Origin of the sequence: Qipengyuania marisflavi, from assembly GCF_005884405.1 — a bacterium.
Taxonomy (GTDB): domain Bacteria; phylum Pseudomonadota; class Alphaproteobacteria; order Sphingomonadales; family Sphingomonadaceae; genus Qipengyuania; species Qipengyuania marisflavi.
Window position 1 is genome coordinate 1 of record NZ_VCAO01000005.1, and the last position, 24,126, is coordinate 24,126.

The 24,126-nt window shown below is 63.0% G+C and carries 22 protein-coding genes and 1 tRNA gene; 9 read left to right on the forward strand and 14 right to left on the reverse strand.

Going from position 1 to position 24,126, the window contains the following annotated elements:
* The coding region (locus FEV51_RS10025; protein WP_138615238.1) for an IS3 family transposase at positions 1 to 261 on the forward strand (261 nt) is incomplete at its 5' end.
* A 484-nt stretch (positions 262 to 745) separates the two neighbouring features.
* Here the strand turns inward: FEV51_RS10025 and FEV51_RS10030 are convergent.
* Positions 746 to 821 (reverse strand) — tRNA-Lys (locus tag FEV51_RS10030).
* A 107-nt stretch (positions 822 to 928) separates the two neighbouring features.
* Here FEV51_RS10030 and FEV51_RS10035 point away from each other — a divergent pair.
* The gene (locus FEV51_RS10035; RefSeq protein WP_138618531.1) at positions 929 to 2,713 is read left to right on the forward strand and encodes a carbamoyltransferase family protein; all 1,785 of its coding nucleotides are present in this window, start codon (positions 929 to 931) and stop codon (positions 2,711 to 2,713) included.
* Here the strand turns inward: FEV51_RS10035 and folK are convergent.
* Positions 2,658 to 3,164, reverse strand: a complete 507-nt coding sequence (folK, locus tag FEV51_RS10040; RefSeq protein WP_138618533.1) for a 2-amino-4-hydroxy-6-hydroxymethyldihydropteridine diphosphokinase — start codon at positions 3,162 to 3,164, stop codon at positions 2,658 to 2,660. The two genes, FEV51_RS10035 and folK, sit on opposite strands and share 56 nt — an antisense overlap.
* A 55-nt stretch (positions 3,165 to 3,219) precedes the next feature.
* Between folK and FEV51_RS10045 the strand changes: the two genes are divergently transcribed.
* On the forward strand, positions 3,220 to 4,644 hold the full coding sequence (locus FEV51_RS10045; protein ID WP_138618535.1) for a M20/M25/M40 family metallo-hydrolase: 1,425 nt from the start codon (positions 3,220 to 3,222) through the stop codon (positions 4,642 to 4,644).
* On the opposite strand, the gene FEV51_RS10050 is transcribed toward FEV51_RS10045, so the two are convergent.
* From FEV51_RS10050 to FEV51_RS10065, 4 genes are all read right to left on the reverse strand, one after another.
* Positions 4,641 to 5,063 carry a hypothetical protein gene (locus FEV51_RS10050; protein ID WP_138618537.1) on the reverse strand — a complete coding sequence of 141 codons (423 nt, stop codon included), beginning with the start codon at positions 5,061 to 5,063 and terminating at the stop codon, positions 4,641 to 4,643. The genes FEV51_RS10045 and FEV51_RS10050 overlap by 4 nt on opposite strands.
* A 2-nt stretch (positions 5,064 to 5,065) precedes the next feature.
* Positions 5,066 to 5,941: an N-carbamoylputrescine amidase gene (aguB, locus tag FEV51_RS10055; protein WP_138618539.1), complete on the reverse strand. Its 876-nt coding sequence runs from the start codon at positions 5,939 to 5,941 to the stop codon at positions 5,066 to 5,068.
* A gap of 11 nt (positions 5,942 to 5,952) precedes the next feature.
* Positions 5,953 to 6,696, reverse strand: coding sequence for an SIMPL domain-containing protein (locus tag FEV51_RS10060; protein ID WP_138618541.1), 744 nt, complete (start codon positions 6,694 to 6,696; stop codon positions 5,953 to 5,955).
* Between the two features lie 96 nt (positions 6,697 to 6,792).
* A complete protein-coding gene (locus FEV51_RS10065) occupies positions 6,793 to 7,605 on the reverse strand; it encodes a class I SAM-dependent methyltransferase (RefSeq protein WP_138618543.1) in 813 nt (270 codons plus the stop codon).
* Between the two features lie 116 nt (positions 7,606 to 7,721).
* Here FEV51_RS10065 and msrA point away from each other — a divergent pair, with 116 nt between their 5' ends.
* A complete protein-coding gene (gene msrA / locus FEV51_RS10070; RefSeq protein ID WP_138618545.1) occupies positions 7,722 to 8,264 on the forward strand; it encodes a peptide-methionine (S)-S-oxide reductase MsrA in 543 nt (180 codons plus the stop codon).
* A gap of 391 nt (positions 8,265 to 8,655) precedes the next feature.
* Here msrA and FEV51_RS10075 read toward each other — a convergent pair whose 3' ends face one another.
* Together FEV51_RS10075 and FEV51_RS10080 are read right to left on the reverse strand one after the other, a co-directional pair.
* A complete protein-coding gene (locus FEV51_RS10075) occupies positions 8,656 to 9,054 on the reverse strand; it encodes a VOC family protein (RefSeq protein ID WP_138618547.1) in 399 nt (132 codons plus the stop codon).
* A gap of 134 nt (positions 9,055 to 9,188) precedes the next feature.
* Entirely contained in the window at positions 9,189 to 10,427 is a 1,239-nt protein-coding gene (locus tag FEV51_RS10080; RefSeq protein WP_138618549.1) for an RsmB/NOP family class I SAM-dependent RNA methyltransferase, read from the reverse strand.
* Positions 10,428 to 10,481: 54 nt separating this feature from the next.
* Here FEV51_RS10080 and FEV51_RS10085 point away from each other — a divergent pair, with 54 nt between their 5' ends.
* Positions 10,482 to 10,640 (forward strand): DUF1674 domain-containing protein, encoded by a 159-nt coding sequence (locus tag FEV51_RS10085; RefSeq protein WP_138618551.1) that lies wholly within the window; start codon positions 10,482 to 10,484, stop codon positions 10,638 to 10,640.
* A gap of 129 nt (positions 10,641 to 10,769) precedes the next feature.
* Here FEV51_RS10085 and FEV51_RS10090 read toward each other — a convergent pair whose 3' ends face one another.
* Genes FEV51_RS10090 through FEV51_RS10105 form a run of 4 tightly spaced genes read right to left on the reverse strand, consistent with a single transcriptional unit; the run spans position 10,770 to position 16,271 of the window.
* On the reverse strand, positions 10,770 to 12,164 hold the full coding sequence (locus tag FEV51_RS10090) for a cytochrome P450 (protein ID WP_138618553.1): 1,395 nt from the start codon (positions 12,162 to 12,164) through the stop codon (positions 10,770 to 10,772).
* 38 nt (positions 12,165 to 12,202) lie between these two features.
* Positions 12,203 to 13,231 (reverse strand): ferrochelatase, encoded by a 1,029-nt coding sequence (gene hemH, locus FEV51_RS10095; protein WP_138618555.1) that lies wholly within the window; start codon positions 13,229 to 13,231, stop codon positions 12,203 to 12,205.
* Positions 13,228 to 15,525 (reverse strand): xanthine dehydrogenase family protein molybdopterin-binding subunit, encoded by a 2,298-nt coding sequence (locus FEV51_RS10100; protein WP_171033096.1) that lies wholly within the window; start codon positions 15,523 to 15,525, stop codon positions 13,228 to 13,230. The genes hemH and FEV51_RS10100 overlap by 4 nt, the downstream gene beginning before the upstream one ends.
* On the reverse strand, positions 15,504 to 16,271 hold the full coding sequence (locus FEV51_RS10105) for an Mrp/NBP35 family ATP-binding protein (protein ID WP_246034533.1): 768 nt from the start codon (positions 16,269 to 16,271) through the stop codon (positions 15,504 to 15,506). The genes FEV51_RS10100 and FEV51_RS10105 overlap by 22 nt, the downstream gene beginning before the upstream one ends.
* Positions 16,272 to 16,539: 268 nt before the next feature.
* Between FEV51_RS10105 and hflK the strand changes: the two genes are divergently transcribed.
* The 3 genes from hflK to FEV51_RS10120 all read left to right on the forward strand — a co-directional run bounded on the left by hflK (position 16,540) and on the right by FEV51_RS10120 (position 20,268).
* A complete protein-coding gene (gene hflK / locus FEV51_RS10110; RefSeq protein WP_246034526.1) occupies positions 16,540 to 17,742 on the forward strand; it encodes a protease modulator HflK in 1,203 nt (400 codons plus the stop codon).
* 1 nt (position 17,743) lies between these two features.
* The gene (gene hflC / locus FEV51_RS10115; RefSeq protein WP_138618559.1) at positions 17,744 to 18,589 is read left to right on the forward strand and encodes a protease modulator HflC; all 846 of its coding nucleotides are present in this window, start codon (positions 17,744 to 17,746) and stop codon (positions 18,587 to 18,589) included.
* Positions 18,590 to 18,738: 149 nt separating this feature from the next.
* Positions 18,739 to 20,268, forward strand: a complete 1,530-nt coding sequence (locus FEV51_RS10120) for a DegQ family serine endoprotease (protein ID WP_138618688.1) — start codon at positions 18,739 to 18,741, stop codon at positions 20,266 to 20,268.
* Positions 20,269 to 20,644: 376 nt separating this feature from the next.
* Here the strand turns inward: FEV51_RS10120 and FEV51_RS10125 are convergent, their stop codons facing one another.
* Both FEV51_RS10125 and msrB read right to left on the reverse strand, forming a co-directional pair.
* Positions 20,645 to 22,867 (reverse strand): transglycosylase domain-containing protein, encoded by a 2,223-nt coding sequence (locus FEV51_RS10125; protein ID WP_138618561.1) that lies wholly within the window; start codon positions 22,865 to 22,867, stop codon positions 20,645 to 20,647.
* 115 nt (positions 22,868 to 22,982) lie between these two features.
* Entirely contained in the window at positions 22,983 to 23,420 is a 438-nt protein-coding gene (msrB, locus tag FEV51_RS10130) for a peptide-methionine (R)-S-oxide reductase MsrB (protein WP_246034527.1), read from the reverse strand.
* A 241-nt stretch (positions 23,421 to 23,661) separates the two neighbouring features.
* Between msrB and rpsT the strand changes: the two genes are divergently transcribed.
* A complete protein-coding gene (gene rpsT / locus FEV51_RS10135; RefSeq protein ID WP_138618563.1) occupies positions 23,662 to 23,922 on the forward strand; it encodes a 30S ribosomal protein S20 in 261 nt (86 codons plus the stop codon).
* Positions 23,923 to 24,126: the final 204 nt, after the last annotated feature.

Below are 24,126 nucleotides of genomic sequence, written 5' to 3' on the forward strand. Positions count from 1 at the left end.
TCCTACGATTATCAAAAGATGCTGCAGGCTTACGGCCTGCGGCCATCGATGAGCGGCAAGGGTAATTGCTATGATAACGCCTCTGTCGAGACATTCTTCAAAAGCCTGAAGGCGGAACTAATCTGGCGGCAGAGCTGGCCAACACGGCGACAAGCCGAGGCCGCCATCTTCCAGTACATCAACGGGTTCTACAATACCCGCCGCCGCCATTCATATCTGGGCGGCATCAGCCCGCTCGCATTCGAAGCCAAAGTGGCATAATGAGATCAGTGACCGGCACAAAACCGTTACAAGTCCAAAGTGCCCTTCGCTACCAGCTTAGCCTCTAGGTCAGGGTGCAGGTTAATGTTGAAGGTCAGCAGGTCCCATTCATGACAGACCACCGTAGCCATGGTCACCTTCATCCATTGTGACAGGTCTTCCCATTTGGGCATAGGTCTCCCGTTCTCTTGAACCCGCATAGGAAACGGAGACAATTCCCATGAAGCCGGTCGGTCCTGTTTCCCATAGAAGACTGATAGCGCTTCGACAGGCTCGTCAAATTGGGCATGACGACGCTCCGCCTCTCCCACCAAGAGGCGCAGTTTCGCGAAGATTCTGCGATCACGCGCAAGACGTCGAGCTTCGCGGCCGCGACGCCGCCTATGGCCGGTTTTTCGATTTGGATGGAGCGCCATGACCCTGCGAGACAAATGTGTGAGACAATCTGCATCGCAACAACGCTAAGTCGTTGAAAGACAATGGGTGGTGAGCCCTGCTGGGTTCGAACCAGCGACCTACTGATTAAAAGTCAGTTGCTCTACCGACTGAGCTAAGGGCCCGACCACCGGCGTGCCACTAGATAGACCGCGCCGCCGGGTCAAGCGGACTTGCGGGAGTTTCTGCGGCTTCTGGTAAATCGCAGCGCGAAGTGCAAAAGCTTCAGGTGATGACTGCGATCCTGGGACTTGCCGCTTTTCACCCCGATGCCTCGGCCTGTCTGGTCATTGACGGACAGCTGGTGGGCGCAGTGGCGGAGGAGCGGCTGGGTGCGCGGCAAAAGCATACCGCCGACTTTCCCGCCTATGCGGTGCGGCATTTGCTGGCCGACGCCGGAATTACGCTGGCCGACGTCAGCCATGTGGCGATGGGGCGGCAGACCAGCGCCAATCGCGCGGCCAAGCTGCGATATTTGCTGGCCAAGCCTGCCAACGGCATCAATGCCGTGACCAGCGCGCTGCGGCGTCACAAGGCGACACTGGGGCTGACCGAATTGCTGGCGCATGCCTGCGATATGGACCCGGCGCTTGTGATGGCGGAAAGCCATTTCGTCGAACATCACGTCAGCCACATCGCCAGCGCCTATTACTGCTCCCCGTTCGAGCAGGCGACAGCGGGTTTCTCGATTGACGGGTCGGGCGATTTCGTCAGCGGCATGGCGGCGCGCTGTGAAGGCACACGTATCGAAGTGCTGGATAAGGTGACGCTGCCCGCCAGTCTGGGGCATTTCTACACCGCATTGTGCCAGTTCATCGGCTTCGACCTATTCGGCGAAGAGTATAAGGTGATGGGCCTGGCCCCCTATGGTCATGACCGTTACGCCGCCGAAATGGCGCGGATCGTGCGGCTGGAGGGCACCGACTGGTACCGTGTCGACGGCAAATATCTCGATGTGTGGAACGGGCTGGCGGCTTCCGAGGTCAATGCCGCGGGCCAGCTGCGGATGGGGACGATCTACTCCGCCGCGCTGGAGCAGCTGTTTGGTCCGCCCCGGCGGCGCGAGGATCCGGTGACACAGCGCGAGATGGATATCGCGCGATCAACGCAGGCGATGTTCGAACGCGCGGTGTCGCAATGCCTGACTTCGCTTGGCGACCGCGTGCCGCTGACCCGGCTGGCAATGGCGGGCGGCTGCGCACTCAACGGGGTTATGAATGCCCGCGCCTATCGCGACTTTCCCATTGGGCACGCCTATCTGCACGCCGCCGCATCGGATGACGGCACGGCGGTGGGCGCGGCCTTCCATTGCTGGCACGAGAAGCTGAGCCGGCCCGAGCGGTTTCATATGACCCACGCCTTCTGGGGGCCGGAGCATGGCCATGAAGCCATCCGCCGCGCGCTGGACGGCTGCACATTGCCGGTGCGCGAATGCGCCAGCGCGGATGAGGCTGTGGAGATCGCAGCAGAGCTGATCGCGGGCGGCGCAGTCACCGGCTGGTATCAGGGCCGCAGCGAATGGGGACCGCGCGCGCTGGGCAATCGCTCGATCCTGGCCAATCCGGCGATCCCAGACATGAAAGAGCGGATCAACCGCAAGATCAAGCGGCGCGAAAACTTCCGCCCGTTCGCCCCCGCCCTGCTGCGCGCCGATGTCAGCCGCTATTTCGAACAGGACATCGACAGCCCGTTCATGATGCACGTTGTCAAATTCCGCGAGAAATGGCGCGAAACCTTTCCGGCGGTCACCCATGTCGATGGCACTGGGCGGCTGCAAAGCGTGGCAGAGGACAACAATCCGCTGTTTTTCCGCCTGCTGACCGCGATGAAGCGGCGTACCGGGCACGGAATGCTGCTGAACACCAGTTTCAACGAGAACGAGCCAGTGGTCGATACGCCCGCACAGGCGCTCGACTGCTTCCTGCGCACCGATATGGATGCGCTGGTGATGGGCCGCTTTGTTATCGAGAAAGCGCGCGCCGACGGGCCAGCCGCGCCGCCAGCTGGCGCAGACTGAACCCGCTCACCGGGTCACGCCATTGCGGGGCAATCGCGGCGGCGGGGCGCAGCACGAATTCGCGGGTGCGGAACTGCGGATGCGGGATCGCCAGCGCCCCACTGACCCAGATCCCGCCGTCCCACAGCACGATATCCAGATCGAGCACTCGAGCGCGCCAGCGCTGCCCGCGCCGATCCCGGCCGAACACCTGCTCAATGCTCTGCAAGGCAGCCAGCAGGGCGGGCGGGTGATGCGGGGTCTCCACCAGCGCGGCTGCATTGGCGTAGCGGCGCTGTGAAGGGCCTATGGGGGCACTGGCACTGAACGGCGAAGCATCGAGCAGCTCCACCCCGACCTCCGCCAGCGCGCCCAAAGCCGCCGCCAGCACCGCGCGCGGTGCGCCGATGGCGGGGTGGCGCTGGTTGCTGCCCAAGGCGATCAGATAGCGGTGGGAGCTTGCGCCGGACATGGCCCCGTCCTAGCCTCACGCGCAGCAATTGGAAATCGCCGGGAGAGAATTCGCAATGCGCCTCAAGACCATGATCGCCGCCAGTATGCTTGCCATCACCAGCGCAGCGGTGGCGCAGCAACCGGCGGCGCCGCGCCAGCTTACCGAACATGAGCAGCGCGTGCATGACATCTACCGCGATATCATCGCCTTCCGCACTGCACGCGGCCACGGCAAAGTGCCCGAAATGGTCGCCTATCTGGGCGGGCGGCTGTCCGAAGCGGGCTTCGCGCAGGACGATATCATGGTCAGCGATTACGATTCCGAAGGCGAAGCGACGCAGGGACTTGTCGTGCGCTATCGCGGCGACGGGTCATCTGGCGAAAAGGCGATCGTGCTGCTGGCGCATATGGATGTGGTCGATGCCCTGCCCGAAGATTGGGAGCGCGACCCGTTCACGCTGATCGAGGAAGACGGGTATTTCTTTGGCCGCGGCACGATGGACAACAAATATGGCGTCGCCAATTTGACCGGCACTTTCATCAGGCTGAAGCAGGAAGGCTGGACCCCGAACCGTGATCTCTATCTGGTATTCTCGGGTGATGAAGAAACCGGAATGGTCTCCACCAAGGCGCAGGCGCAGTGGGTGGCGAAGAGCATCGACCCGGCCTTTGTGCTGAATTCGGATGCGGGCGGCACGGGGCTGGGCAATGACTACGCCCCGCAGGCAATGCGGGTGCAGGCGGCGGAGAAAACCTATGCCACGTTTGAACTAACCGTGACCAATCCGGGCGGCCATTCCTCGCGTCCGCGATCCGACAATGCGATTTACCAGCTGGCGGCGGCGCTGCTCAAGATCGAACGGCACAGATTTGCAGTGCAGGCCACCCCGCTCACGCGCAGCTATCTGGGGGCGCTGGGGCAGGCCATGCCGGGTGCAGCAGGGGAGGCGATGCGCGCCTTTGCCGCCAATCCCGATGATGCAGCGGCGGTCGCCACTTTGCAGGCGATGCCCGAGACTGTGGGCACGCTGGGCACCACCTGCATTCCCACAATGCTGCGCGGCGGCCATGCCGAAAACGCACTACCGCAAAGCGTCACTGCGACGGTCAATTGCCGGATATTCCCCGGCAATGGTGTCGCCAAAACCCAGGCCGAGCTGGAAGCTGTGGTGGGTGATGCCGAGGTAACCTTCGCCGTGCTGGGCGATCCCACCGAAAGCCCCGAATCCCCCCTGCGCGACGATGTGCTGGCGGCGCTGACCAAGAGCCTGACCGCACGGTATGGCAGCGCGATCCCGATCATCCCCTATATGGAATCGGGCGGCACCGACGGGATGCATTACCGCAATCTTGGCTATGACACGGTCGCCATCAGCGGCGGTGCCAGCCGCGCGCAGGATATGTTTGCCCACGGCATGAACGAGCGGCTTCGGGTCGATGCGTTTTATGCCGGGCTCGACCATTGGACAATTGTGCTCAAGGAACTTGCGGGGCGTTAAGCGCCGAAAATATCGTTCTCGGCTGGCTGCATTTGCAGTGCGCCCAGCGTCAGCTTGCGCGTGCGCCGCAGGATTCCGCTGGTGGCCAGATCATAGGGCACGGCGATATCGGCGGCGTAATTGGCGGCGCGTAGGCGCACCGCGATCTGTCCGGACTGGTGCTGCGCAATCGCCACCGCGCGGATCGTCCCGTCGGCGGCACGCGGGCGCAGGATTTGGGCGAAGCGGTCCAGCACCGATTGCGCGCTGTCGAGGCTTTCCTTTTCCAGCACCGCCACCGCCTGAATGTCTCCGCCCTTGCGCAATTCAAACAGCAGCGGCAGGAATTTGCCCTGCTTCTCGACCAAGGCCGCAGCAGCCTCCAGCGCAGCGGTGAACAGGCGGTCCAGCTGATGCTGGTCGATCCCGCCTGTCGCCATCGTCAGATATCCTCGACAATTCGTGAATAAAGCTGCGGGCGGCGGTCACGGAAGAAGCCCATGCCTGCGCGGTGCTTTGCCGCGCTGTCCAGGTCGAGTGTGGCCAGCAGAACGCCGCTTTCCTGCGCGCCGTAATCGGCGACCAGATCGCCCCATTCGTCGCTGATAAAGCTGTGCCCGTAAAAGCTTTGCTGCCGGTCCGCCGGACCTTCATGGCCGATGCGGTTGGCGGCGGCGACGGGCATACAGTTCGACACCGCGTGGCCGATCATCGCGCGGCGCCACATCCGGCTGGTGTCCAGATTGGCATCATAAGGCTCGGACCCGATGGCGGTGGGGTACAGCAGCACTTCGGCCCCCTGCAACGCCATGACCCGCGCGCATTCGGGATACCACTGGTCCCAGCAGATCCCCACACCGATGCGCGCCGTGCCTTGCGCAATCGGCACGTCCCACACTTTGAAACCGTCATTGCCGGGGCGGAAATAGTATTTTTCCTCATAGCCCGGCCCATCGGGAATATGGCTCTTGCGGTATGTGCCCATCACCGCGCCATCGGGGCCGATCATCGCCAGCGTATTGTAGTAATGGTGCCCGTCCCGCTCGAAAAAGCTGGTGGGGATCGCCACGCCCAGCCGCGCCGCCTGTTGCTGCATCGCCAGCACCGAAGGGTGCTCGGCAGTGGGCCGTGCGCGGGCGAACAGAGCCTCGTCCTCCTCGCGGCAGAAATATTCGCCTGCGAACAGTTCGGGCGGCAGGATCACCTGCGCGCCCTGTTCAGCGGCGGTTTCGACCAGCGATGCGACGGCGGCGATATTGTCCGCCTCGTCAGCGCGGGCGAGCGGCAATTGCAGAACGGCGAGGGTCAGCTCTCTCATGGAGCCATGCGTTATTTCGGTCGTAGCGCGAAGTCCACCTGAACCGATACGCGGCTGGTGGTCTGCCCCGGCATGATGCGCCCGCCGCCCTGTTCAGGCATGGCCATATCATTCGACGTTTGTATCGCAGCCACTGGCGGGGGCGGTGCGCCCGGAATATAACGGTTGCCCTGCCCGCCGCCGCCATCGCGGATGGACAGCGTGCGCGAGATTTCCATATCCGCCGCATCGGCATATGCCTGCGCGCGCGCCTTGGCGGCCTTGAACGCCTCGCCGTAAGCAGCATTGGCGGCTTTCTCGCTGTCGGAAATTCGCAGATCCGGACCGGACAGCACATTGGCGCCGGCTTCGGTCGCGGCAGTCACCGCAGCGCCCGCCTTGTCGATATCGCGCACCGTCACGGCCACCACATTGCTCGCTTGAAACTGCCCCTTCTTCGGCCCCCAGTCGAGTTTCTGGATGCCGACAGTGCGGGTCTGAATATCCTTTTCCGGCACACCGGCTGCGGTCAGCGCGGCAACCACTTTTTCGATGTCGACAGTATTGGCGGCAGAGGCTTTGCCCGCGCTGTTTGACCAGCTGTTGATGCCGACCTGAAAGAACGCCTCGTCGGGCCGCACTTCGCTTTCGCCCGTCGCGCTGACGGACAGCAGCGTCTCGTCATGATCGACCCCGCGCGGATCATAAGGCTTGTCCCCGCAAGCGGTCAGCGCCAGCGGCAGGGCAGTCACTAGGATCAATGATTTGCGCGACATAACAGGCTCTCCCCAGCCGCAGCGAGATGCCGCGGCTAGGGTGCCTTATTTCCGCCATAATGTGAACGCTTGCTTAATGATACAGTATTACATTGATCAACGCTTGCGGAACAGAAGCGTCATCCTGTCGCTCTCGCCCATGTTTTTCAAATCATCGCGCTTGGACCCCAGCACCGGCGGCATCTCCCACACACCTTTCTCGTGGTTTGCCGCATCCATCGGATTGGCATTTACCTCGCTGGTGCCAACCAAAGCGAAGCCATGCGCTTCTACCAAACCGATAACATCGCTTTGCCGCAAATAGCCTTTCGATCCATCGGTGTAGTCGCCGTTTGCCCAAGGCTTGGCACGGTGCTGGACAATGCCCAGCATCCCATCGTCTTTCAGCAATGCGCGCATCCGAGTGAGTTCCTGATGCATCATGCCATTGCGCAGCAGATTGTGCATTTCACGGAAGATCAGCACGCGGTCCACCGTGCCGTTCATCGGTTCCAGCTCGTTGGAATTGTGCACCATCACCGGCGCGCCCGACAATGACCAGGCAGGCGACAGTTCCTTGAAGCGCGGCGTCAGCTTGGCGGCATATTCGGTAAAGCCGGTGTTGTTGGCGGTCGAACCATCCGGGTTCAGTCCGATATAGCTGCCGCTTGCACCCAGATAGGGCACCAGCACCCGCGTGTACCAACCGCCTGACGGCATATAATCGGCCACGGTCATGCCGGGCTTCACGCCAAAGAACGCCAGCGTTTCGGCGGGATGCCGGAATTGGTCGCGCGCACGGTCCTCGGCGCGGTTGGCCTGCGCCAGCGCGGCGGTCAGCTCCGGTGCCGTCATGTGGTGATCTGCCGCCAGCGGAGCCGCCAGCAGCGTTGCAGCGGCCACAGCAGTGGCCATCAAAAATTTGCGCATCAGTGTTCTCTCCCAGAAAAAGCTTGTGGCGGCCTTGTGAACGTGCGCGCACGCGATGACAAGCCGATGACAAGCGCTTGGCGGTTTCCTACATGGTCAGACCAAGGAGACACAAAATGGCACAGCAACAGGCAATTATCGCAGGCGGATGCTTCTGGTGCACCGAGGCGGTGATGAACGATGTGATCGGCGTCAGTGCGGTAGAGAGCGGCTATATTGGCGGGCAGATTGCCGACCCGACTTACAAAGAGGTGTGCAGCGGCACCACCGGCCATGCCGAGGGTGTGCGCGTGACCTTCGACACCGATGTTATCAGCTATGCCGATCTGCTGGACGTGTTCATGGGCACGCATGATCCCAGCCAGCTCAACCGTCAGGGCAATGACGTCGGCACCCAATACCGCAGCGCGATTTTCCCGCTGGACGATGCGCAGCGCAGCGAAGCCGCCGCCGCCATCGCCCGCTGGGACGCTGACCATGCGGGCCAAAGCGCCGCCACCACCGTGGAAGGCCCTGCGACCTGGTTTCCGGCCGAGGGCTACCACCAGGAATATTGGGAAGGCGAAGGCCAGCGCAATCCCTATTGCCAGGCGACAATCCCGCCCAAGCTGATGAAACTGCGCAAGAGCTTTCAGAAATACCTCAAAGCTGACTCCTGAGTCGGCTGCTTCGTTCAGCTTTGGAGCCCATTTCCTGAGACATGGACCGGGTGTTACACGGTCCAGAGAGTAAAAAATTTTCTGGGCATGTCCCGCCCTGCAAACCAGTCCGAGGGCTGCAGGATGGGTTAAATTGGCCATAGCCGATGTCTGCCAAAGAAGGACCATTGTAGGAAAGCGTTTATCGCTTCTTTTGGGCATCGCAGAATCAACTGTGCTGATGGCAGATCATGTCAATATGCCAGGCGACGCGCTGGTTTATGGCAGATGCGTTTTTGCTAGACCACGCCGAGATAGGCTGGAATTGCGACAACTGGGGTTGGAAGCGGACATTCTCGGGATCGCATGATCGAAGTCCGCTAGGTTTAGAAGCAGACCCGTGCCGCACGGATCAGGCAGGAAAATGAATTCCGCACAGTTTGTTGCCGTCGGGATCACGAAAATAGGCCAGTTCGATGGTGCCCATGGAGGCAGTTTCGCGCGGTCCGGGCGGAGCTTCGATCGAGGTTCCACCAGCGGCAACGGCGGTATCGTGAAGCTGCTTCACCTGCTCGGGCGAGTCGCAGGAAAAGGCAACTGTGCTGCCGTTGGCGACGCTTGCCGGTTCGCCGTTGATCGGCTGGCTGACGATGAAGTTCGTTCCGTTGCCGTTATTGTAGATCAGACGGATATGGCCGCTGTCGGCGACATTCCGCGCCCCTTCGCCTGCACCCAAGGTACCGAGCACCGTGTCATAGAAGCACTTGGATCGTTCAATGTCGTTCGATCCGACCATGGTGTGAAAAAGCACGCATACTCTCCTGAAGGCTGATCGACTTCCGATCGCTATTAGCGGTCTCACCTAACAGGCATGTATCCCGCAGTCACCCCTGGCCCTCGGAATGTCCGCAATCGGGTCGTTAGCCGCCATAGCGAAATCTCATCTCAACCCGGCGCGCGCCAACGGGCTATGAAGAAGCCGTCGAGCCCGCCCTGTTCGGTCAGCATTCCGGGATCGGTGCGTAGCCAACCCTCGGCGGTGGGTGACAGGCCGGCGGGCAATTCGTCGGCGGTGATGGGTAGCGGGCCGAGTGTGACGCGCTGTGCCTGCTGTTCGCCTTCTTCCGGCTCCAGCGAGCACACCGCATAGATCAGCACGCCCCCGGGTTTAAGCCAACTTTGCGCCCGCTCCAGCAGCGCGGTTTGCAGTTCCGCCATCTCCGCGATCTGGCGCGGGCCAATGCGGTGCAGAACATCGGGATGGCGGCGTGCGGTGCCGGTGGCGGTACAAGGCGCGTCGAGCAGGATGGCGTCGAACTGGTGCTTGGGCTCCCACCCCAGCGCATCGGCGCGGACGATGCCGGCCTTCAGATCGGTGCGTTTCAGATTGTCGCGCAGCAATTCCAGCCGCCGCTTGGAAATATCCAGCGCAGTGACATTCCAGCCCGCTGCCGCCAATTGCAGCGTCTTGCCGCCCGGCGCGGCGCACAAATCCAGCGCATGCCGCGCCTCGCCCGGCCCCAGCAGCCGTGCGGGCAGCGATGCGGCGAGGTCCTGCACCCACCATGCGCCATCGGCAAAGCCGGGCAGTTTCTCGATCGCAGAGCCGCGCGGCAGGCGGATATGGCCCGGCATCAGACTGTCGCCCGCCAGCTGGTTGGCCCATTGCACGGTCTCGGCGCTATCGCGCAGTTCGAGGTCGAGCGGCGGCGGATGCGCGAGGCCTGCGGCGATGGCTGCGGCACGCTCGCCCCAGCGTTCGGACACTTCCGCTGGCAGGGTCGGCGCGTCGGGCAACGTCACTTCGCGTTTGGCCAGCGTGGAGAACACGCCATGCGCCAGCCGCCGAGGTCCGCCCGCCAGCAGCGGCAGGCCGGTGGCCAGCACCGCATGCGGCGGCGTGTCCAGCCGCAGCCACTGCGCCAGCATCATTCGCAGCACCATGCGCGGTTTGGCATCGGGCGGCAGATTGGTCTTGGTGGCGCTGTCGATCAGCGTGTCGAGATCGGTCAGCCAGCGCAGCACTTCGCTGGCAATGGCGCGGGTCAGCGCCTTGTCTTCGAACTTGCGCACGTCCTTGGTGGCCGCGCCAAAGGCGGTGTCGAGCGTGTCACCGCGACGCATCACGGCGTCGAGGATGCGAAGCGCGGCGCGGCGCGCGTGAATTCCGGGGGGCTGTGCCATCGGCTGCCCCTACAGCCACTTGAATGACGGGGCCAGCCCGCACATCTTGGCAGGATGACCAAACGTGCCACACAGCGCCCCGAACCCTTCGCCAAGCCCGCGCATTGGAGCAATGACCCCCCGCCCCAGCCCAAGCCGGGCGAGGACGAGGAAGAGCTCAGCCCGACCCGTTATGGCGACTGGGTAAAAGACGGCATCGCAGTGGATTTTTAACAAACCCTGCGAGGCTTTGCGCGTGAACGGTCCACATGCATAGGGACGGCAAGGCCGACCGGCCGCCCGAGCCAATGCGAGGAAGCCAAGTATGCCGGATGGCATGCGCCCGGCGTCTGAGGGCGAAGACTAAAGCGCTTTCAAAGTGATCTTCAGCCCGTCCTTGGGCTTGGGGATCGGCCAAGCCTGCCACTTGGGTTCATACCCCTCGGCCAGTTCGATCCGGTATCGCGGCAGCAGCTGCGCGACAAATATCTTCACCTGCATATAGGCGAAATGCAGCCCCAGACACATATGCGCGCCGCCGCTGAACGGCACCCAAGCATATTTGTGCCGCGCCTTCACCTGATCGGGCATAAAGCGCATCGGATCAAAGCGTTCGGGATCGGACCAGTATTCTTCCATGTGGTGGACGAATTGCGCATTGATCCCCACCGGGGTTCCGGCAGGAATGCGATACCCACCAAAATCGAAATCGCGCAATGCGCGGCGCGGGGTGGAGGGAACCGGCGGCATGATCCGTAGCGATTCCTTGAACGCCATTTCGGTCAGTTCAAGCTTGCCCAGATCCTCGTAAGCCAGATCGCGCGGGGTGCCATCGGCAGCGGGGCCGCCGGTCACTGCCAACACTTCCTGCCGCAGCTTTTCCTGCCATTCGGGATGTTTGGCCAGCATCCAGATCAGCGTGGTGGCCGAGCTGGTGATGGTGTCATGCGCGGCCATCATCAGGAAATTCATGTGATCGACCACCTCGTCGACCGGCAGCAACTCGCCATCTTCGCGGGTGGCGGTGGCGAACTGGCTGAACATGTCCTGCCCGCCGCCCTCGGCGCGCCGCTTGTGCGTTTCGCGGGTGAACCAGTCGACCAGATAAGCGCGGCCGTCGACGCCCTTTTTCATAAGGGTAAAGGGCAGCGGCGTGCGTACCGGCGCGACCGAGGCCTGCACCATGTAGATAAAGGCCTGATTGATGGCATCTGCCTCCGGCCCCCACGGCAGGCCAAGAAAGCTGTCCGCCGCCAGATCCAGCGTCAGTTCCTTGATCTTGGGGTAGAAGCGCATGTCGCCTGCGCCCCATTCTTCGACCTTACGCGCGATTCCGCGGTTCAGGCTGCCCGCATAATGCCGCATCGGACCCGGCTTGAACGCAATCGACAGCGCGCGGCGATCGGCGCGGTGATGGTCGAAATCCATTAGCATCAACCCGCGCGGGAACAGCTTGTCGAGGATCGGCCCCCAGCCCTGCTCTGACGAAAATATCTTCTCGCGATCGAACAGCACCAGTTCGTTGGCGTCGGCGCCGATCAGCGCGACGTTCCAGCCGCCAAACGCCTTGTTCTTATAGACCGGCCCGTGCTCCGCGATCATCCGCGCGGTAAAGCCATGCGGGTCGGCCAGCATCCGCAGCGTGTTGCCAACCAGCGGCCAGCCACCATCGCCGGGAATATGGTCGAGTGCATCATCTGGCACCGGATCGGTCCAGTGGGTAAATTCGGCAGGGGCATGCGCGGCGAGCGTGGACATAGGTAGCTCCTTACAACTTACCTTAGTGTAAGTAAGTCTTAGCCGTTAATCCAGCCCGATAGTTCACGGCGAAGAATTGTCTCCAGCATATCCAGCCCGTCAGGGGAGGTATTGAGGCACGAAAGCGCGGCAAATTGCTCACCTCCAGCCGCCGCAAATTGTTCGCGTCCCTGGATCGCCAGCTCTTCCAGTGTCTCCAGACAATCAGCGGAAAAGCCCGGCGCGGCGATGGCGATTCGCCTGGTGCCATTGGCGCCCTCTTCCGCCAGCACGGTGTCGGTGGCCGGTTCCAGCCATTTGGCACGGCCAAAGCGGCTCTGGAATGTGGTGCGGAACCGCAGGCCGGGCCGCGCCATTGCCGTTTCCAGCAGCCGTGCGGTCTTGCGGCAGTGGCAGTGATAGGGATCGCCCAGCTCCAGCGTGCGCTGCGGCATCCCGTGGAAGCTGAGCAGCAACAGCTCCGGCGCGAACTCCAGCGCATCGACCTGCCGCGTCAGATCCTGCGCCAGCGCGCCGATATAGGCCGGATCATCATGATAGGGCGGCAGAACGCGCAGGCTGGGCTGCCAGCGCATTTTGCCCAGCGCCTCGCCCGCCTTGTCGACCACGGTGGCGGTCGTTGCCCCGCTATATTGCGGATAGAGCGGTGCGAGCAGGATGCGTTCACACCCGGCATCCAGCAGCGCCTGCAAGCGTTCGGGAATGGGCCGCGCGCCGTACCGCATCGCGTAATCGACCAGCACACCGTCGCCCAGCTGCACCTGCATCGCTTCGGCCTGCTGGCGGGTGATCACTGCCAAGGGCGAGCCTTCATCGGTCCAGACCTGCGCATAGGCGTGGGCGCTTTTCTTGGGGCGCGTGTTGAGGATGATGCCGCGCAGGATTGGCTGCCAGGCAATCGGCGGGATTTCGACCACGCGCCGGTCGGACAGGAATTCAGCGAGATAGCGCTTAACCGCTCCGGCTTCGGGCGCGTCGGGCGTGCCCAGATTGACCACCAGCACTCCCACGCGGCCCGATCGGACAGATGGATGGTCTTGCGGCAGGCTTTGCGGGGTAAGGGTCATTGTCTCTCCGACAGCAACGGCAAGCGGCGGAAGCGCCGGCCCGTTGCGGAATACAGGGCATTGGCAATCGCCGGGGCAGCAACCGCCACGCCCAGCTCGCCGGGATCGAAGGGGGCCGCTTCACTGGCGACGAAATCGACAATTACCTCGGGGCAATCGGCCAGCACCGGCAATGACAGTCCGCGCAGGGAACGCGGGACCGGCTTGCCATCCTTGAACGCCGCGCTGCTGCCCGTGGCCTGCGAGAGGCCGAAGATCAGCCCGCCCTCGATCTGCTGGCGCGCCAGGTCGATATTGACGATGCGGCCGATATCGACCGCTGCGGACAGGCGCGTGACCTGTACTCCGCCCGCGCCCAGCGCCGCCTCGGCAACGCAGGCGATCCGCCCGCCGCCATCGGCGCTGCCCATGCGGACCATTGCCAGTCCTTGACTGCTGCCGCGGCGTCCGCCGTCCCAGCCGCCGATCCGGGTCGCGCGGCGCAGCACATCGGCCATGCGCGGGGCCTGACCCAGCAATGCCATGCGATACAGGAACGGGTCCTGCCCGGCTTTTTCCGCCAGTTCGTCAAGAAAGCTCTCGGTACAAAACGCGGTGTAGGCAGCGGAATTACCGCGCAGGCGCCCGGTGGGCAGGTCGAGTGTAACAGGCAAATGCTCAACCGCGATATTGGCGATGGCATAGGGCGGTACTGCACCTTCGCAGGCCAGCGGATCGGCTTGGCCGGCAGCGTTGGCGATGGCAGATTCGGGCGTGGCATTGTCGAACAGCCGCGCGCCAAATTCGCGTGTGGTGGCGGGCATGGCCAGCCGGGTGCGCCATGCCGCGATCTGGCCGCCGGTGCCGGGCGTAAATGCCGCCGCCAGCTCTGCCAGCACCGGGGTGCGCGGGGGGAGCGACTGGAATTCCTGCACCCGCGGCCATGTCAGTTGCACCGGGCGGCCAATCTGCTGCGCAATCTGCGCGACTTCGATGGCGTGCAGCCGTTCCAGCCGCGCATCGAAGCTGCCGCCTGCAGCCGTGGGATACAGCACCACATCGCGCGCGCCGATGCCGATGGCCTTGGCCGCCGCGCGGCGCGTGAGTTCGGGTGCCTGTGCGGCAATCCACAGCTCCAGCCGCCCATCGGCAAAGCGCGCAGTGGCGCTGGCGGTTTCGATACTGGCGTGGACTGCGGGGGCGATCATATACCGGCTGGTGTGGCTGGGCGCGGCCAGCAGCTCCCCCGGATCGCCATAGCTGACGATCGCCTCTGGCTCGACGGTATCGAAAGCCGCTTCCAAAGCGGGTTCGATTGCTGCGCTGTCGAAACCCGGCGGGCCGCGAAACACAGGCCGCATCGCTTTGAGCGCCTGTTCGGCAGTCCACCAGCTTTCCGCCACGGCGGCGAGATAGCGTTTAGAGCGGACCACGCCGACAACCCCGCGCATCCCCTTCACCGCGTCTGCATCGAAGCGTGACAGTTCGGGTTGCCCCAGCGGACCATGCCGGATCGAGGCATAGACCAGCCCCGGCAGCCGAATATCGCACGCGAACAGGAAACTGCCATCGACCTTGGCAGGCAGGTCGAGCCGGGGGAACGCCGTCTGCGCCTCGGCCTCGCCAGCAATTGGACCTTCGGACGCGGCTTGCGGGCGCAGCGGCGGGGGATCGGGCGGATCGTAGCTGGCTGCATCCTCAACCAGCGCGCCAAAGCTCAGTCGCTCATCGCCATAAGTTACGAAGCCATCTGCAACTTCGCATTCCTCGAAATCAATGTCCCAGCGCTCCGCCGCAGCCATCGCCAGCATGGTGCGCGCCGCAGCGGCCGCGTTGCGGATGGGGAGTTCGAAGGCTTCGAGCGCAGTGCCATCGGCAGTGGCGGCGAACATCTCGCCGCGCGCAAAATTCTCGGTCAGGCGATCATCGGCCTCATCCGCCAGTGACGGCACGCTGGACCACAGCCCGGCCCATTTGGCGGCGAGCGGCAGATTGCCGTAAATCCCGCTGGGCGGTGCCGGTTCGACGGCGATCTGCCGCCAGTCCGCGCCCAATTCGACCGCCGCGACTTGCGCCAACAGGCTGTTGACCCCCTGCCCCATTTCCAGCTGCGGCACGGCCACTGTGACCACCCCGTCACGCGCAATGGTCAGCCAGCCGCCGAATACATGTTCGCCCGGTCCGGGGGACAGCGGGCTGGGATAGCTGCGCGGCCATAAATACCAAGCGACCAGCAAGCCGCCGCCCGCTGCTGCGCCAACGGCAAATTGCCGCCGGGTCAGCGTCAGGCCGTTCAGACGTTCGCGCAAAGCCATGCGTCCAGCTGCTCGGCAATCGCCAGGAAGGGCGCGGCCTGCGCGCTGTCACCGGCAGCGGGCGGCGTGCCCGCATCGCTGCTCTGGCGGATGTCCATATGCAGCGGAATGCGCCCGAGGAAGGGCAGCTCCAAACGTCCGGCAGCGGTTTCCACCCCGCCCTTGCCAAATGGGTCGGACAGCTCGCCGCAATGCGGACAGGCATAGCCCGCCATGTTTTCAACCAGCCCGATGACCGGCACTTCTGCCTCGTCAAACAGCTGGCCCGCGCGCGCTGCGTCGATCAGCGCGAGATCCTGCGGCGTCGAGACGATGATCGCCCCGGCAGGTTTGAATTTCTGCAACATGGTCAGCTGCACATCGCCTGTGCCCGGCGGCAGATCGACCAGAATCACCTCGGCATCGCCCCATTGCGCATCGATCAATTGCGTCAGCGCCTTGCCCGCCATCGGCCCGCGCCATGCGATGGCCCGGCCCGCATCGATCAGGTGGCCCATCGACAGCACCGGCACGCCGAATTTGCTGGCAACCGGCACCAGCTTGTCTTCGCTCACCTCTGGCCGCTGGCCATAATTGCCCAGCAGGGTGGGCTGCGACGGGCCGTAAATATCGGCATCGACCAGCCCGACCTTGCGGCCCTTGCGCGCCAGCGCGACCGCCAGATTGGCGGTCAGTGTGGATTTGCCCACGCCGCCCTTGCCCGATCCGATGGCGATGAGCTGGCGCGTCTTGCGTTCGGCGGTCATGGCGATGCGCACGTCATCCACCGTATCCTGCGCAGACAGGATGTCGGTGATTGCCGCCGAAATATCCTTGCGTTCCTGATCCCCCATCCCGCTGACATCGAGCACCGCCAGAGCGCGCCGATCCTTCAGCGTGAGCGACGAGACGCGCGCAGCAATCGAGGCGGGGAGAAGAGCGGACAGGTCGGGATTGGTCATCTCGCGCTGCTGTAGCATCAAAAAGGCGGGTTCAACCCTGTTTTTCCCGCAAACCACACCTATAAGGTAATGCATGAGGACGATTGACGGGTTCGGACAGAAAATCAGGCTGGCAATGGCTGGCAAGCGCAACCCCTGGGGCAAAGGCTCCGGCGGTGAACCACCGAAGGGTGACGATCCCGGAGGCGATGAGCCTGCGGGTGAGCCGCCCGCTGGTGATGGCGCTCCCGATGGAGGCAAGCCCAAGGGGCCGAAGAATCCCTGGTTGCCGACCGGGTCGGATGACGGCCCGCGCCGCGCCGCCAATATCGAAGACATCTTCAAACATCGCGGCCCCGAAGGCCCGCGCCGCAAGGGCGGCGGGGGCGGCCCCGGTGGCCCCAATTTTCGCCTGCCCGAACGGCCCGGCGGCAAAAGCTGGTTTCCCATCGCGATTGTCGGTGTCGCCGCCGTGTGGCTGTTCGCGACCAGCATCCATCAGGTCGCCCCGCGCGAACAGGGTGTGGTGACATGGCTTGGCGGACAATATGCGCGCAATGTGACCCCGGGTCTCAACTGGACCGCCCCGTGGCCGCTGCAAGTGGTTGATATCGAGAATGTCAGCCAGATCCGGTCTGAAAGCATTCCCGGCGGAAACGAGCAGAAGCTGATCCTGACCGGGGACCAGAATCTGGTCGATCTGTCCTATCTTATTCGCTGGAATATCAAGGATCTGAAGCAGTTCCGTTTCCAGCTGATCGATCCTGAAGACACCATCCGCGAAGTGGCGGAGGCCGCGATGCGCGCCTCGGTCGCCGAACAGGAGCTGGACAGCGTGCTGTCCGGTGAAGGACGCGCTGAAATCGAAGCCCGTGTGATGAGCCGGATGCAGTCGATATTGGACGGATACCGTGCCGGGGTGGCCGTGCAGGGTATCGAAATCGAGAAAACCGATCCGCCGAACGAAGTGGTCGAGGCGTTCAAGGACGTTTCCGCCGCGCAGCAGGATGCCGAAACCGCCGTCAACTCCGCCCGCGCCTATGCCCAGCGGGTGCTGGCCCGCGCGCAGGGTGATGCCGCAGCGTTTGACAAGATCTATGCCGAATATAAACTGGCGCCCGAGGTTACCCGGCGGCGGCTGTATTATGAAACCATGGAGAGCGTGCTGGGCCAGACCGACAAGACAATCGTCGAAACCTCAGGCGTGACGACGTATCTGCCGCTGCCAGAAGTAAAACGCCGTTCCGAGCGTACCGCGACGCCGCCGACAATCGTGACCCAGCCGGAGGTGCAGTAACATGGAACGCATCTGGCAGCATCACAAAGGCAGCCTTATCGCCGCGATTATCGCACTGGTCGTGCTCGCATCGTCGATGGTGATCGTCCCCGAAACGCAGCAGGCTGTCGTGATCGCCGGTGGTAAGCCGGGGCGCGTCGCCAACCGGTTTGAACCGAACAAGGACTTCGGCCAGACCGGCGCAGGCATCATTTTCCGCATTCCGGGTTATGAACGCGTGCAGATGGTCGACAAGCGTATTCTCGACCTCGACATGGAACGCCAGCAAGTGCTGTCGAACGATCAGCAGCGTCTGCAGGTCGATGCCTATGCCCGCTTCCGCATCATTGATCCGGTCAAGATGGTCGAAAATGCGGGCAGCGAGGAAATCCTCCGCTCGCAGCTTTCGCCGATCCTGACCTCGGTGCTCCGTCAGGAGCTGGGGCGGCGTCCGTTTTCCGCGCTGCTGACCGCTGAACGCGGCACGGCGATGAAGAAGATCACCGCCACGCTGGACACGCAGGCGCGCAATTATGGTGCGCAGGTTATCGATGTGCGCATCAAGCGCGCCGATCTTCCCGATGGTGCACCGCTGAACGCCGCCTTCACCCGTATGCAGACCGACCGGCAGGAAGAAGCCGCGACGATCCGCGCGCAGGGCGAGAAGAACGCGCAAATCATCCGCGCCGAGGCCGAAGCCAATGCCGCGCGCACTTATGCCACGGCATTCGGCAAGGATCCCGACTTCTACGATTTCTATCGCGCGATGGAGAGTTATCGCCGCACATTCGAACAGGGCAAGGCCGACAGTTCGGTCGTCCTGTCATCGGATAATGAATATCTGCGGCAGTTCCGCGGGAGACGTTGACCGTTCGTCGAAGCCTGCGCGGCTCGTTCAATTGCTGTTCAGCGCGCAGGTCGTGATCATGCCCGCAGAGTTTGAGCGGCGCAGTGGACGGGAGCGATCCGGGTCTGCGCCCCGCAGTTGATGAAGAGGACGAAAAGGACGTGAAGCCTGTGCGATATGCTTATTCCGTGACAAGTGCCCTGCTGGTTGGAGGCGCGGCGATTTCGCTGGCGACCGGCTATCCCGCAGGTGCGCAAGTGGCCCAGAACGATGACAGCGCCATCGCCCGCGTGGTCCCCCGCGCCGGGGCACCCGAAAGCTTTGCCGATCTGACCGCGCAATTGCAGCCGGCAGTGGTCAACATCTCCACCCGCCAGCGTATCGAAGTCCCGCAGAGCCGCAATCCGTTTGCCGGTACGCCGTTTGAAGGGATGTTTGGTAATCGCGGGCAACAGCGGCAGCAGGAACCACAGTTCCGCGAAGGCCAGTCGCTGGGTTCGGGCTTCATCATTTCCGCCGATGGCTATGTCGTCACCAACAACCACGTCATCAGCCCCACGGGCCGCGGCGAGGTTGAGGAAATTACCGTCACCATGCCCGACGGCACCGAATATCCGGCCGAGCTGGTGGGCAATGATGCAGCGTCCGATCTGGCCGTGCTCAAGATCGCCCGGCGCGAGAATTTCCCCTTCGTCAAATTCGGCGATTCCAGCCAGTCGCGCCCCGGTGACTGGGTTGTCGCGATCGGCAATCCCTTTGGCCTTGGCGGCACGGTGACCAGCGGGATCGTTTCCGCAGTGTACCGCAACACCGGTCAGGGCGGCGCTTACGACCGCTATATCCAGACCGACGCCAGCATCAATCGCGGCAATTCGGGCGGACCGCTGTTCGATATGGGCGGGAATGTGATCGGCATCAACAATGCGATCTTCTCGCCTTCGGGTGGCAGTGTCGGGATCGGCTTTGCCATCCCCGCCGAAATCGCCGCTCCCATCGTTGACCAATTGCGGCGCGGCAAGGAAATCGAGCGCGGCTATCTGGGTGTCAGCATCCAGGGCGTGACCGAAGATGTGGCCGATTCGCTGGGCCTGCCCACCAATCGCGGCGAGTTCGTCCAGTCGGTGCAATCGGGCGAGCCGGCTGAACGCGCGGGCATCAAGCCGGGTGACATCGTGCTGAAGGTGGATGGCCAAGACGTGACGCCTGAGCAGACGCTGTCTTTTCTGGTCGCCAATATCCGCCCCGGAACCAAGGTCCCCATCGATCTGATCCGTGACGGCAAGCCAATGCGTGTCAGCGCCACGGTGGGCAAGCGTCCGACCGAAGAAGCGCTGCGCCAGCAGCAGATGTTCGACCCCGACGCCGAACCCGACGAAATGGAGCCAAGCGACAGCGCGGTGATCGAGGAACGGCTGGGCCTGCAATTGCTGCCGCTGACCCCGCAAATCGCGCGCCAGCTGGGTGCCGGTGCGGATGCCAGCGGGCTGGTCGTGGGTGTGGTCGATCCCAATTCGGACGCTGCCCGCAAGGGCCTCCAACGCGGCGACATCATCCTGTCGGCCAATTACCGCGAAGTTTCCTCGCTGGCCGATCTGGAAAAGATAATCACTAAGGCTAAGACTGATGGGAGGGAGGCTGTGCTGCTTCGTTTGCAAAGCCGGGGCCGTCCATTGAGGTATGAAGCAATAAGGTTACGGTGATTTGAGCGCGGGCAGTTGCTAAAAATGAAATTTGATGTAATATTGAGGTTCCTTAAAAGGGAGAACCTTGATGAAAAAAAATTGCATTTTCACTATCTGCCGTAGTTAGTCTTTTTACCATAGGTTTTGTTTCTGTTCAGGCAAGTGCTCAGTCCGACAGCAGATGTGCGCCTGGATTTTGGTGGTCCGATATTGGCAACGTTTGTATTTGTGACGCTGCTAGTCAGGGTATTTGCGCAAGCAAATAATCGTCAATTGGCGCCGCGGACGTCCGGCGCAATATGTCGCAGTGCGGATGCGCTGACGCGCAGACCTCACCCGGTGAAACAGCGAAAAGCCCCTCCCCATCCGGAGGGGTTTTTCATATGCGGCGCACTTATTGCTGCGGCTGGGTGGGTACGGGTCGCGGAGCAGGCTGGCGCGGCGATGGCTGGCGGGGAGGCTGGGCCTGCGGACGGCGGCCTGATGCGCCGCCAGTGGCTTCATCGAGGAAATCATCGCCGATCGCCTGCGGCGCCCCGTCTGCGCCGCGTGGCAGCGGTGCCGGCACCTGACGCGGCCCGCCGCTTGGCGGCAGTGGGCGCTGGCCATCCTCCGGACGCCGTTCACCATCAACCCCAAAGGGATCGTCACGCTGGTCAGCCGGGCGGCCCGGCTCGATCAGATTGCCCTGCTCGTCGATGAAGTAATAATCTTCCGGATCGCCGAAGATTGCTTCGTCATCGGGTTCCAGCTGCCATTCGGGCAGCTTGAGATCGGTGTCGAATTTCTGGACCGGGCGATCCTTCACCGCATAGCGCATATAGGCCGCAAAGGCGCGTGCTGGGGCCGTACCGCCCTGCAGGCCCGCCACCCGCGCATTGTCATCGCGGCCCATCCACACGCCGGTGGTGATGCCGGACGAGAAGCCCACGAAATAGCCGTCCTTGTTCGAACTGGTGGTGCCGGTTTTGCCCGCAACCGGGCGGCCAATCTGCGCCGCCTTGCCAGTGCCGGTGGCGACGGCGGTTTGCAGCAGATCGGTAATCCCCGCCGCAACATAATCAGGCACCAGCTGCGTGCTGCGCGCCTTTTCATGTGTGTAGAGCAGCTTGCCGTCACCCGTGGTCACCTTGACGATGCCGTAAGGCTCAACCGAATACCCTTCCGCCGACACCGCCGCGAACGCGCGCACCATATCGATCAGCCGAACTTCGGATGATCCCAGCACCATCGAAGGATAGGTCTTGATCGGCGTGGTGATGCCGAAGCGCTTGGCCATCGACGCGACCGTTCCGAAGCCCACTTCATTGCCCAGCTGCGCCGCCACGGTGTTGATCGAATAGGCAAAGGCTGTGCGCAGATTGATCTCGCCCGCATTGCGTCCGCTGGAATTGCGCGGGCTCCACCCGTTGACCGTCACCGGCGTATCGACCACGCGGTCTTCAGGCGTGTATCCGGCCTCCAGCGCCGCCAGATAGACGAACAGCTTCCATGACGAGCCCGGCTGGCGCAGCGCATTGGTGGCGCGGTTGTAATTGGTTTCGACGTAATCGGTGCCGCCGACCAGCGCCAGCACGGCCCCGTCGCGGTCCAGGCTGACCATCGCGCCCTGCGCACCGCCGGGGACATTGGCAGTGATCGCAGTGGTTGCCGCCCGCTGCATCCCGACATCCAGCGTGGTCCACACCTCGATCGGCTCGAATGTTTCGGGCAGCAACAGATCAAGCTGCGGCAGCGCCCAATCGGTGAAATAGCGCACCGAATTTTGCGCCTTTTCCTTCTTCAACTTGACCGCAGAGACATCCACCTGCGCCTGGCTGGCGGTGATGAAGCCCTGTTCGCGCATCAGCCGCAGCACCACGCCGGCGCGGCCCACAGCGGCATCGACATCGGCCGTGGGGGAATAGCGGCTGGGCGCCTTGACCATGCCCGCGATAATCGCCGCCTCGGCAGTCGACAGCTCGCTGCCCGGATGGCTGAAGAAAGTGCGGCTGGCGCTGTCGATGCCGTAGGCACCGCCCCCGAAATACACCTTGTTGAGATACAGTTCGAGGATCTGCTGCTTGGAAAACTTCGCCTCCAGCGCCAGCGCCAGCACGCCTTCGCGCATTTTGCGGTCAAGCGAGCGATTGTTGTTGAGGAAGACGTTGCGCGCCAATTGCTGGGTGATGGTAGAGGTGGCCGACACCCTCCGGTCACCCGTGGCCGCGGTGTAAAGCGCGCGCATCAGGCCCAGCGGATCGACACCGGGATGAGAGAAATAGCGGCGATCCTCCACCGCGATCATGGCATCTTTCATCACCTGCGGGATTTCGCGCGAGGTAAGCCATTTGCCGTAACTCGGCCCCAGCTCGACCAGTTCGGTCCCGTCGCGCGCGCGGACCACGATTGTCTGAGCGTTCTGGGTGGCTTTCAGCTGATAGAAACTGGGCAGCGAGCGGGCGGCAAAGGCGACCGCAAGCCCCAGAAACAATGCGCCCAGCAGCACCATTGCGCCGCCCCACAGGGCGATCCGCTTGCCCCACAAGGCCACACGGCTCTGCGGCTTGTCATTCGCCGCATTGCGGGCCCGCTTGTCGCGCACCGCGTGTTTGCGGCGATTGCCTCTTTTATCCATCGACGCCCGCTTACCTGTGTTGCCCGAGGCCCTATAGTCCCCCGACATTGATTAGGCGAGGCGTAACCCCGGGTGAACGGCCCCGCGATAGTTATCGCCAGCCCGCTATCCCGCGTCAGCTGTCTGGGTCGCCACCATCTGGGCCGCTGGTATCCTTGTCGCCGGGCTCGAACTCGAGCGAGGCGCTGTTGATGCAATAGCGCAGTCCGCTCTCGCCCGGCCCATCGGGGAACACATGGCCCAGATGCCCGTCGCATTGCGAGCACAGCACTTCGGTGCGGATCATGCCGTGCGCGGTGTCGCGCCGCACTTCGACCGCTTCGCTTTCTGCCGGATCGGTAAAGCTGGGCCAGCCCGATCCGCTGTCATATTTGTCGCTGCTTTCGAACACCCGCTGGCCGCAGGCGGCGCAGTGATATTCGCCGTCCGCTTTGTTCTTGTCATATTTGCCGGTGAAGGCGCGTTCGGTCCCGCCTTCGCGCAACACGTGATATTGCTCGGGCGTCAGGCGCGTGCGCCATTCATCCTCTGGCAGGTCGAGTTTGTCAGTCACATCCGCTCCTCTTGCCGCAGGGGTGCAGCTTCGGTAATGAGAACCCCTCGCGCGGCATCCTTGTTCCGATGGGGCGGTTTCCCTGGGACTGGACGCTGCGCAAGTCACCATGCGGCGCTTTCGCTTGACGATTCGCATGGCCGCCGCTAAGTGCGCCGCTTTCCGGCGGAACACCGCCGATTTTCGCAATCGCCAAGCACAGAATTCTGCCGCGTCTCAGCGCGGCCTATTGAGGACAGACATGGCCAACACGCCGCAAGCCAAAAAGCGCATTCGTCGCAACGAACGCCGTGCCGAAATCAACGGCGCCCGCATCAGCCGCATCCGCAGCTTCGTCAAGAAGGTGGAGACTGCGATTGAAGGTGGCGACAAGGGGACGGCCCAGGCTGCTCTGAAGTCCGCACAGCCTGAACTGGCGCGCGGGGTTGCCCGTGGCGTGCTTCACAAGAACACTGCTGCACGCAAGTTCAGCCGGCTGACCAAGCGAGTCGCCGCACTCTGATTCGCCGCCTTCGGGCGCGATCATTGTCGAATCACCGAGAGGGTCGTTGCCATTGGCAGCGGCCCTCTCGCCATTTGGGCGGCAGCGGCTGGGGTTTGTGCGGCCAAGTCAGTTGCTGTTGAAAATGCGATTGTCATGCTGCGGTCACACGAATCCAGCTTGCTCCACGATTCGCGTGCCTGATCTAGGCAAAATCTTAGATTT

Bases quoted from the DNA above. Each gene is read 5' to 3' on its own strand.
- FEV51_RS10035 (WP_138618531.1), top strand. From the start codon at position 929: ATGACTGCGATCCTGGGACTTGCCGCTTTTCACCCCGATGCCTCGGCC.
- folK (WP_138618533.1), bottom strand. From the start codon at position 3,164: ATGTCCGGCGCAAGCTCCCACCGCTATCTGATCGCCTTGGGCAGCAAC.
- FEV51_RS10045 (WP_138618535.1), top strand. From the start codon at position 3,220: ATGCGCCTCAAGACCATGATCGCCGCCAGTATGCTTGCCATCACCAGC.
- FEV51_RS10050 (WP_138618537.1), bottom strand. From the start codon at position 5,063: ATGGCGACAGGCGGGATCGACCAGCATCAGCTGGACCGCCTGTTCACC.
- aguB (WP_138618539.1), bottom strand. From the start codon at position 5,941: ATGAGAGAGCTGACCCTCGCCGTTCTGCAATTGCCGCTCGCCCGCGCT.
- FEV51_RS10060 (WP_138618541.1), bottom strand. From the start codon at position 6,696: ATGTCGCGCAAATCATTGATCCTAGTGACTGCCCTGCCGCTGGCGCTG.
- FEV51_RS10065 (WP_138618543.1), bottom strand. From the start codon at position 7,605: ATGCGCAAATTTTTGATGGCCACTGCTGTGGCCGCTGCAACGCTGCTG.
- msrA (WP_138618545.1), top strand. From the start codon at position 7,722: ATGGCACAGCAACAGGCAATTATCGCAGGCGGATGCTTCTGGTGCACC.
- FEV51_RS10080 (WP_138618549.1), bottom strand. From the start codon at position 10,427: ATGGCACAGCCCCCCGGAATTCACGCGCGCCGCGCCGCGCTTCGCATC.
- FEV51_RS10085 (WP_138618551.1), top strand. From the start codon at position 10,482: ATGACCAAACGTGCCACACAGCGCCCCGAACCCTTCGCCAAGCCCGCG.
- FEV51_RS10090 (WP_138618553.1), bottom strand. From the start codon at position 12,164: ATGTCCACGCTCGCCGCGCATGCCCCTGCCGAATTTACCCACTGGACC.
- hemH (WP_138618555.1), bottom strand. From the start codon at position 13,231: ATGACCCTTACCCCGCAAAGCCTGCCGCAAGACCATCCATCTGTCCGA.
- FEV51_RS10100 (WP_171033096.1), bottom strand. From the start codon at position 15,525: ATGGCTTTGCGCGAACGTCTGAACGGCCTGACGCTGACCCGGCGGCAA.
- FEV51_RS10105 (WP_246034533.1), bottom strand. From the start codon at position 16,271: ATGACCGCCGAACGCAAGACGCGCCAGCTCATCGCCATCGGATCGGGC.
- hflK (WP_246034526.1), top strand. From the start codon at position 16,540: ATGAGGACGATTGACGGGTTCGGACAGAAAATCAGGCTGGCAATGGCT.
- hflC (WP_138618559.1), top strand. From the start codon at position 17,744: ATGGAACGCATCTGGCAGCATCACAAAGGCAGCCTTATCGCCGCGATT.
- FEV51_RS10125 (WP_138618561.1), bottom strand. From the start codon at position 22,867: ATGGATAAAAGAGGCAATCGCCGCAAACACGCGGTGCGCGACAAGCGG.
- rpsT (WP_138618563.1), top strand. From the start codon at position 23,662: ATGGCCAACACGCCGCAAGCCAAAAAGCGCATTCGTCGCAACGAACGC.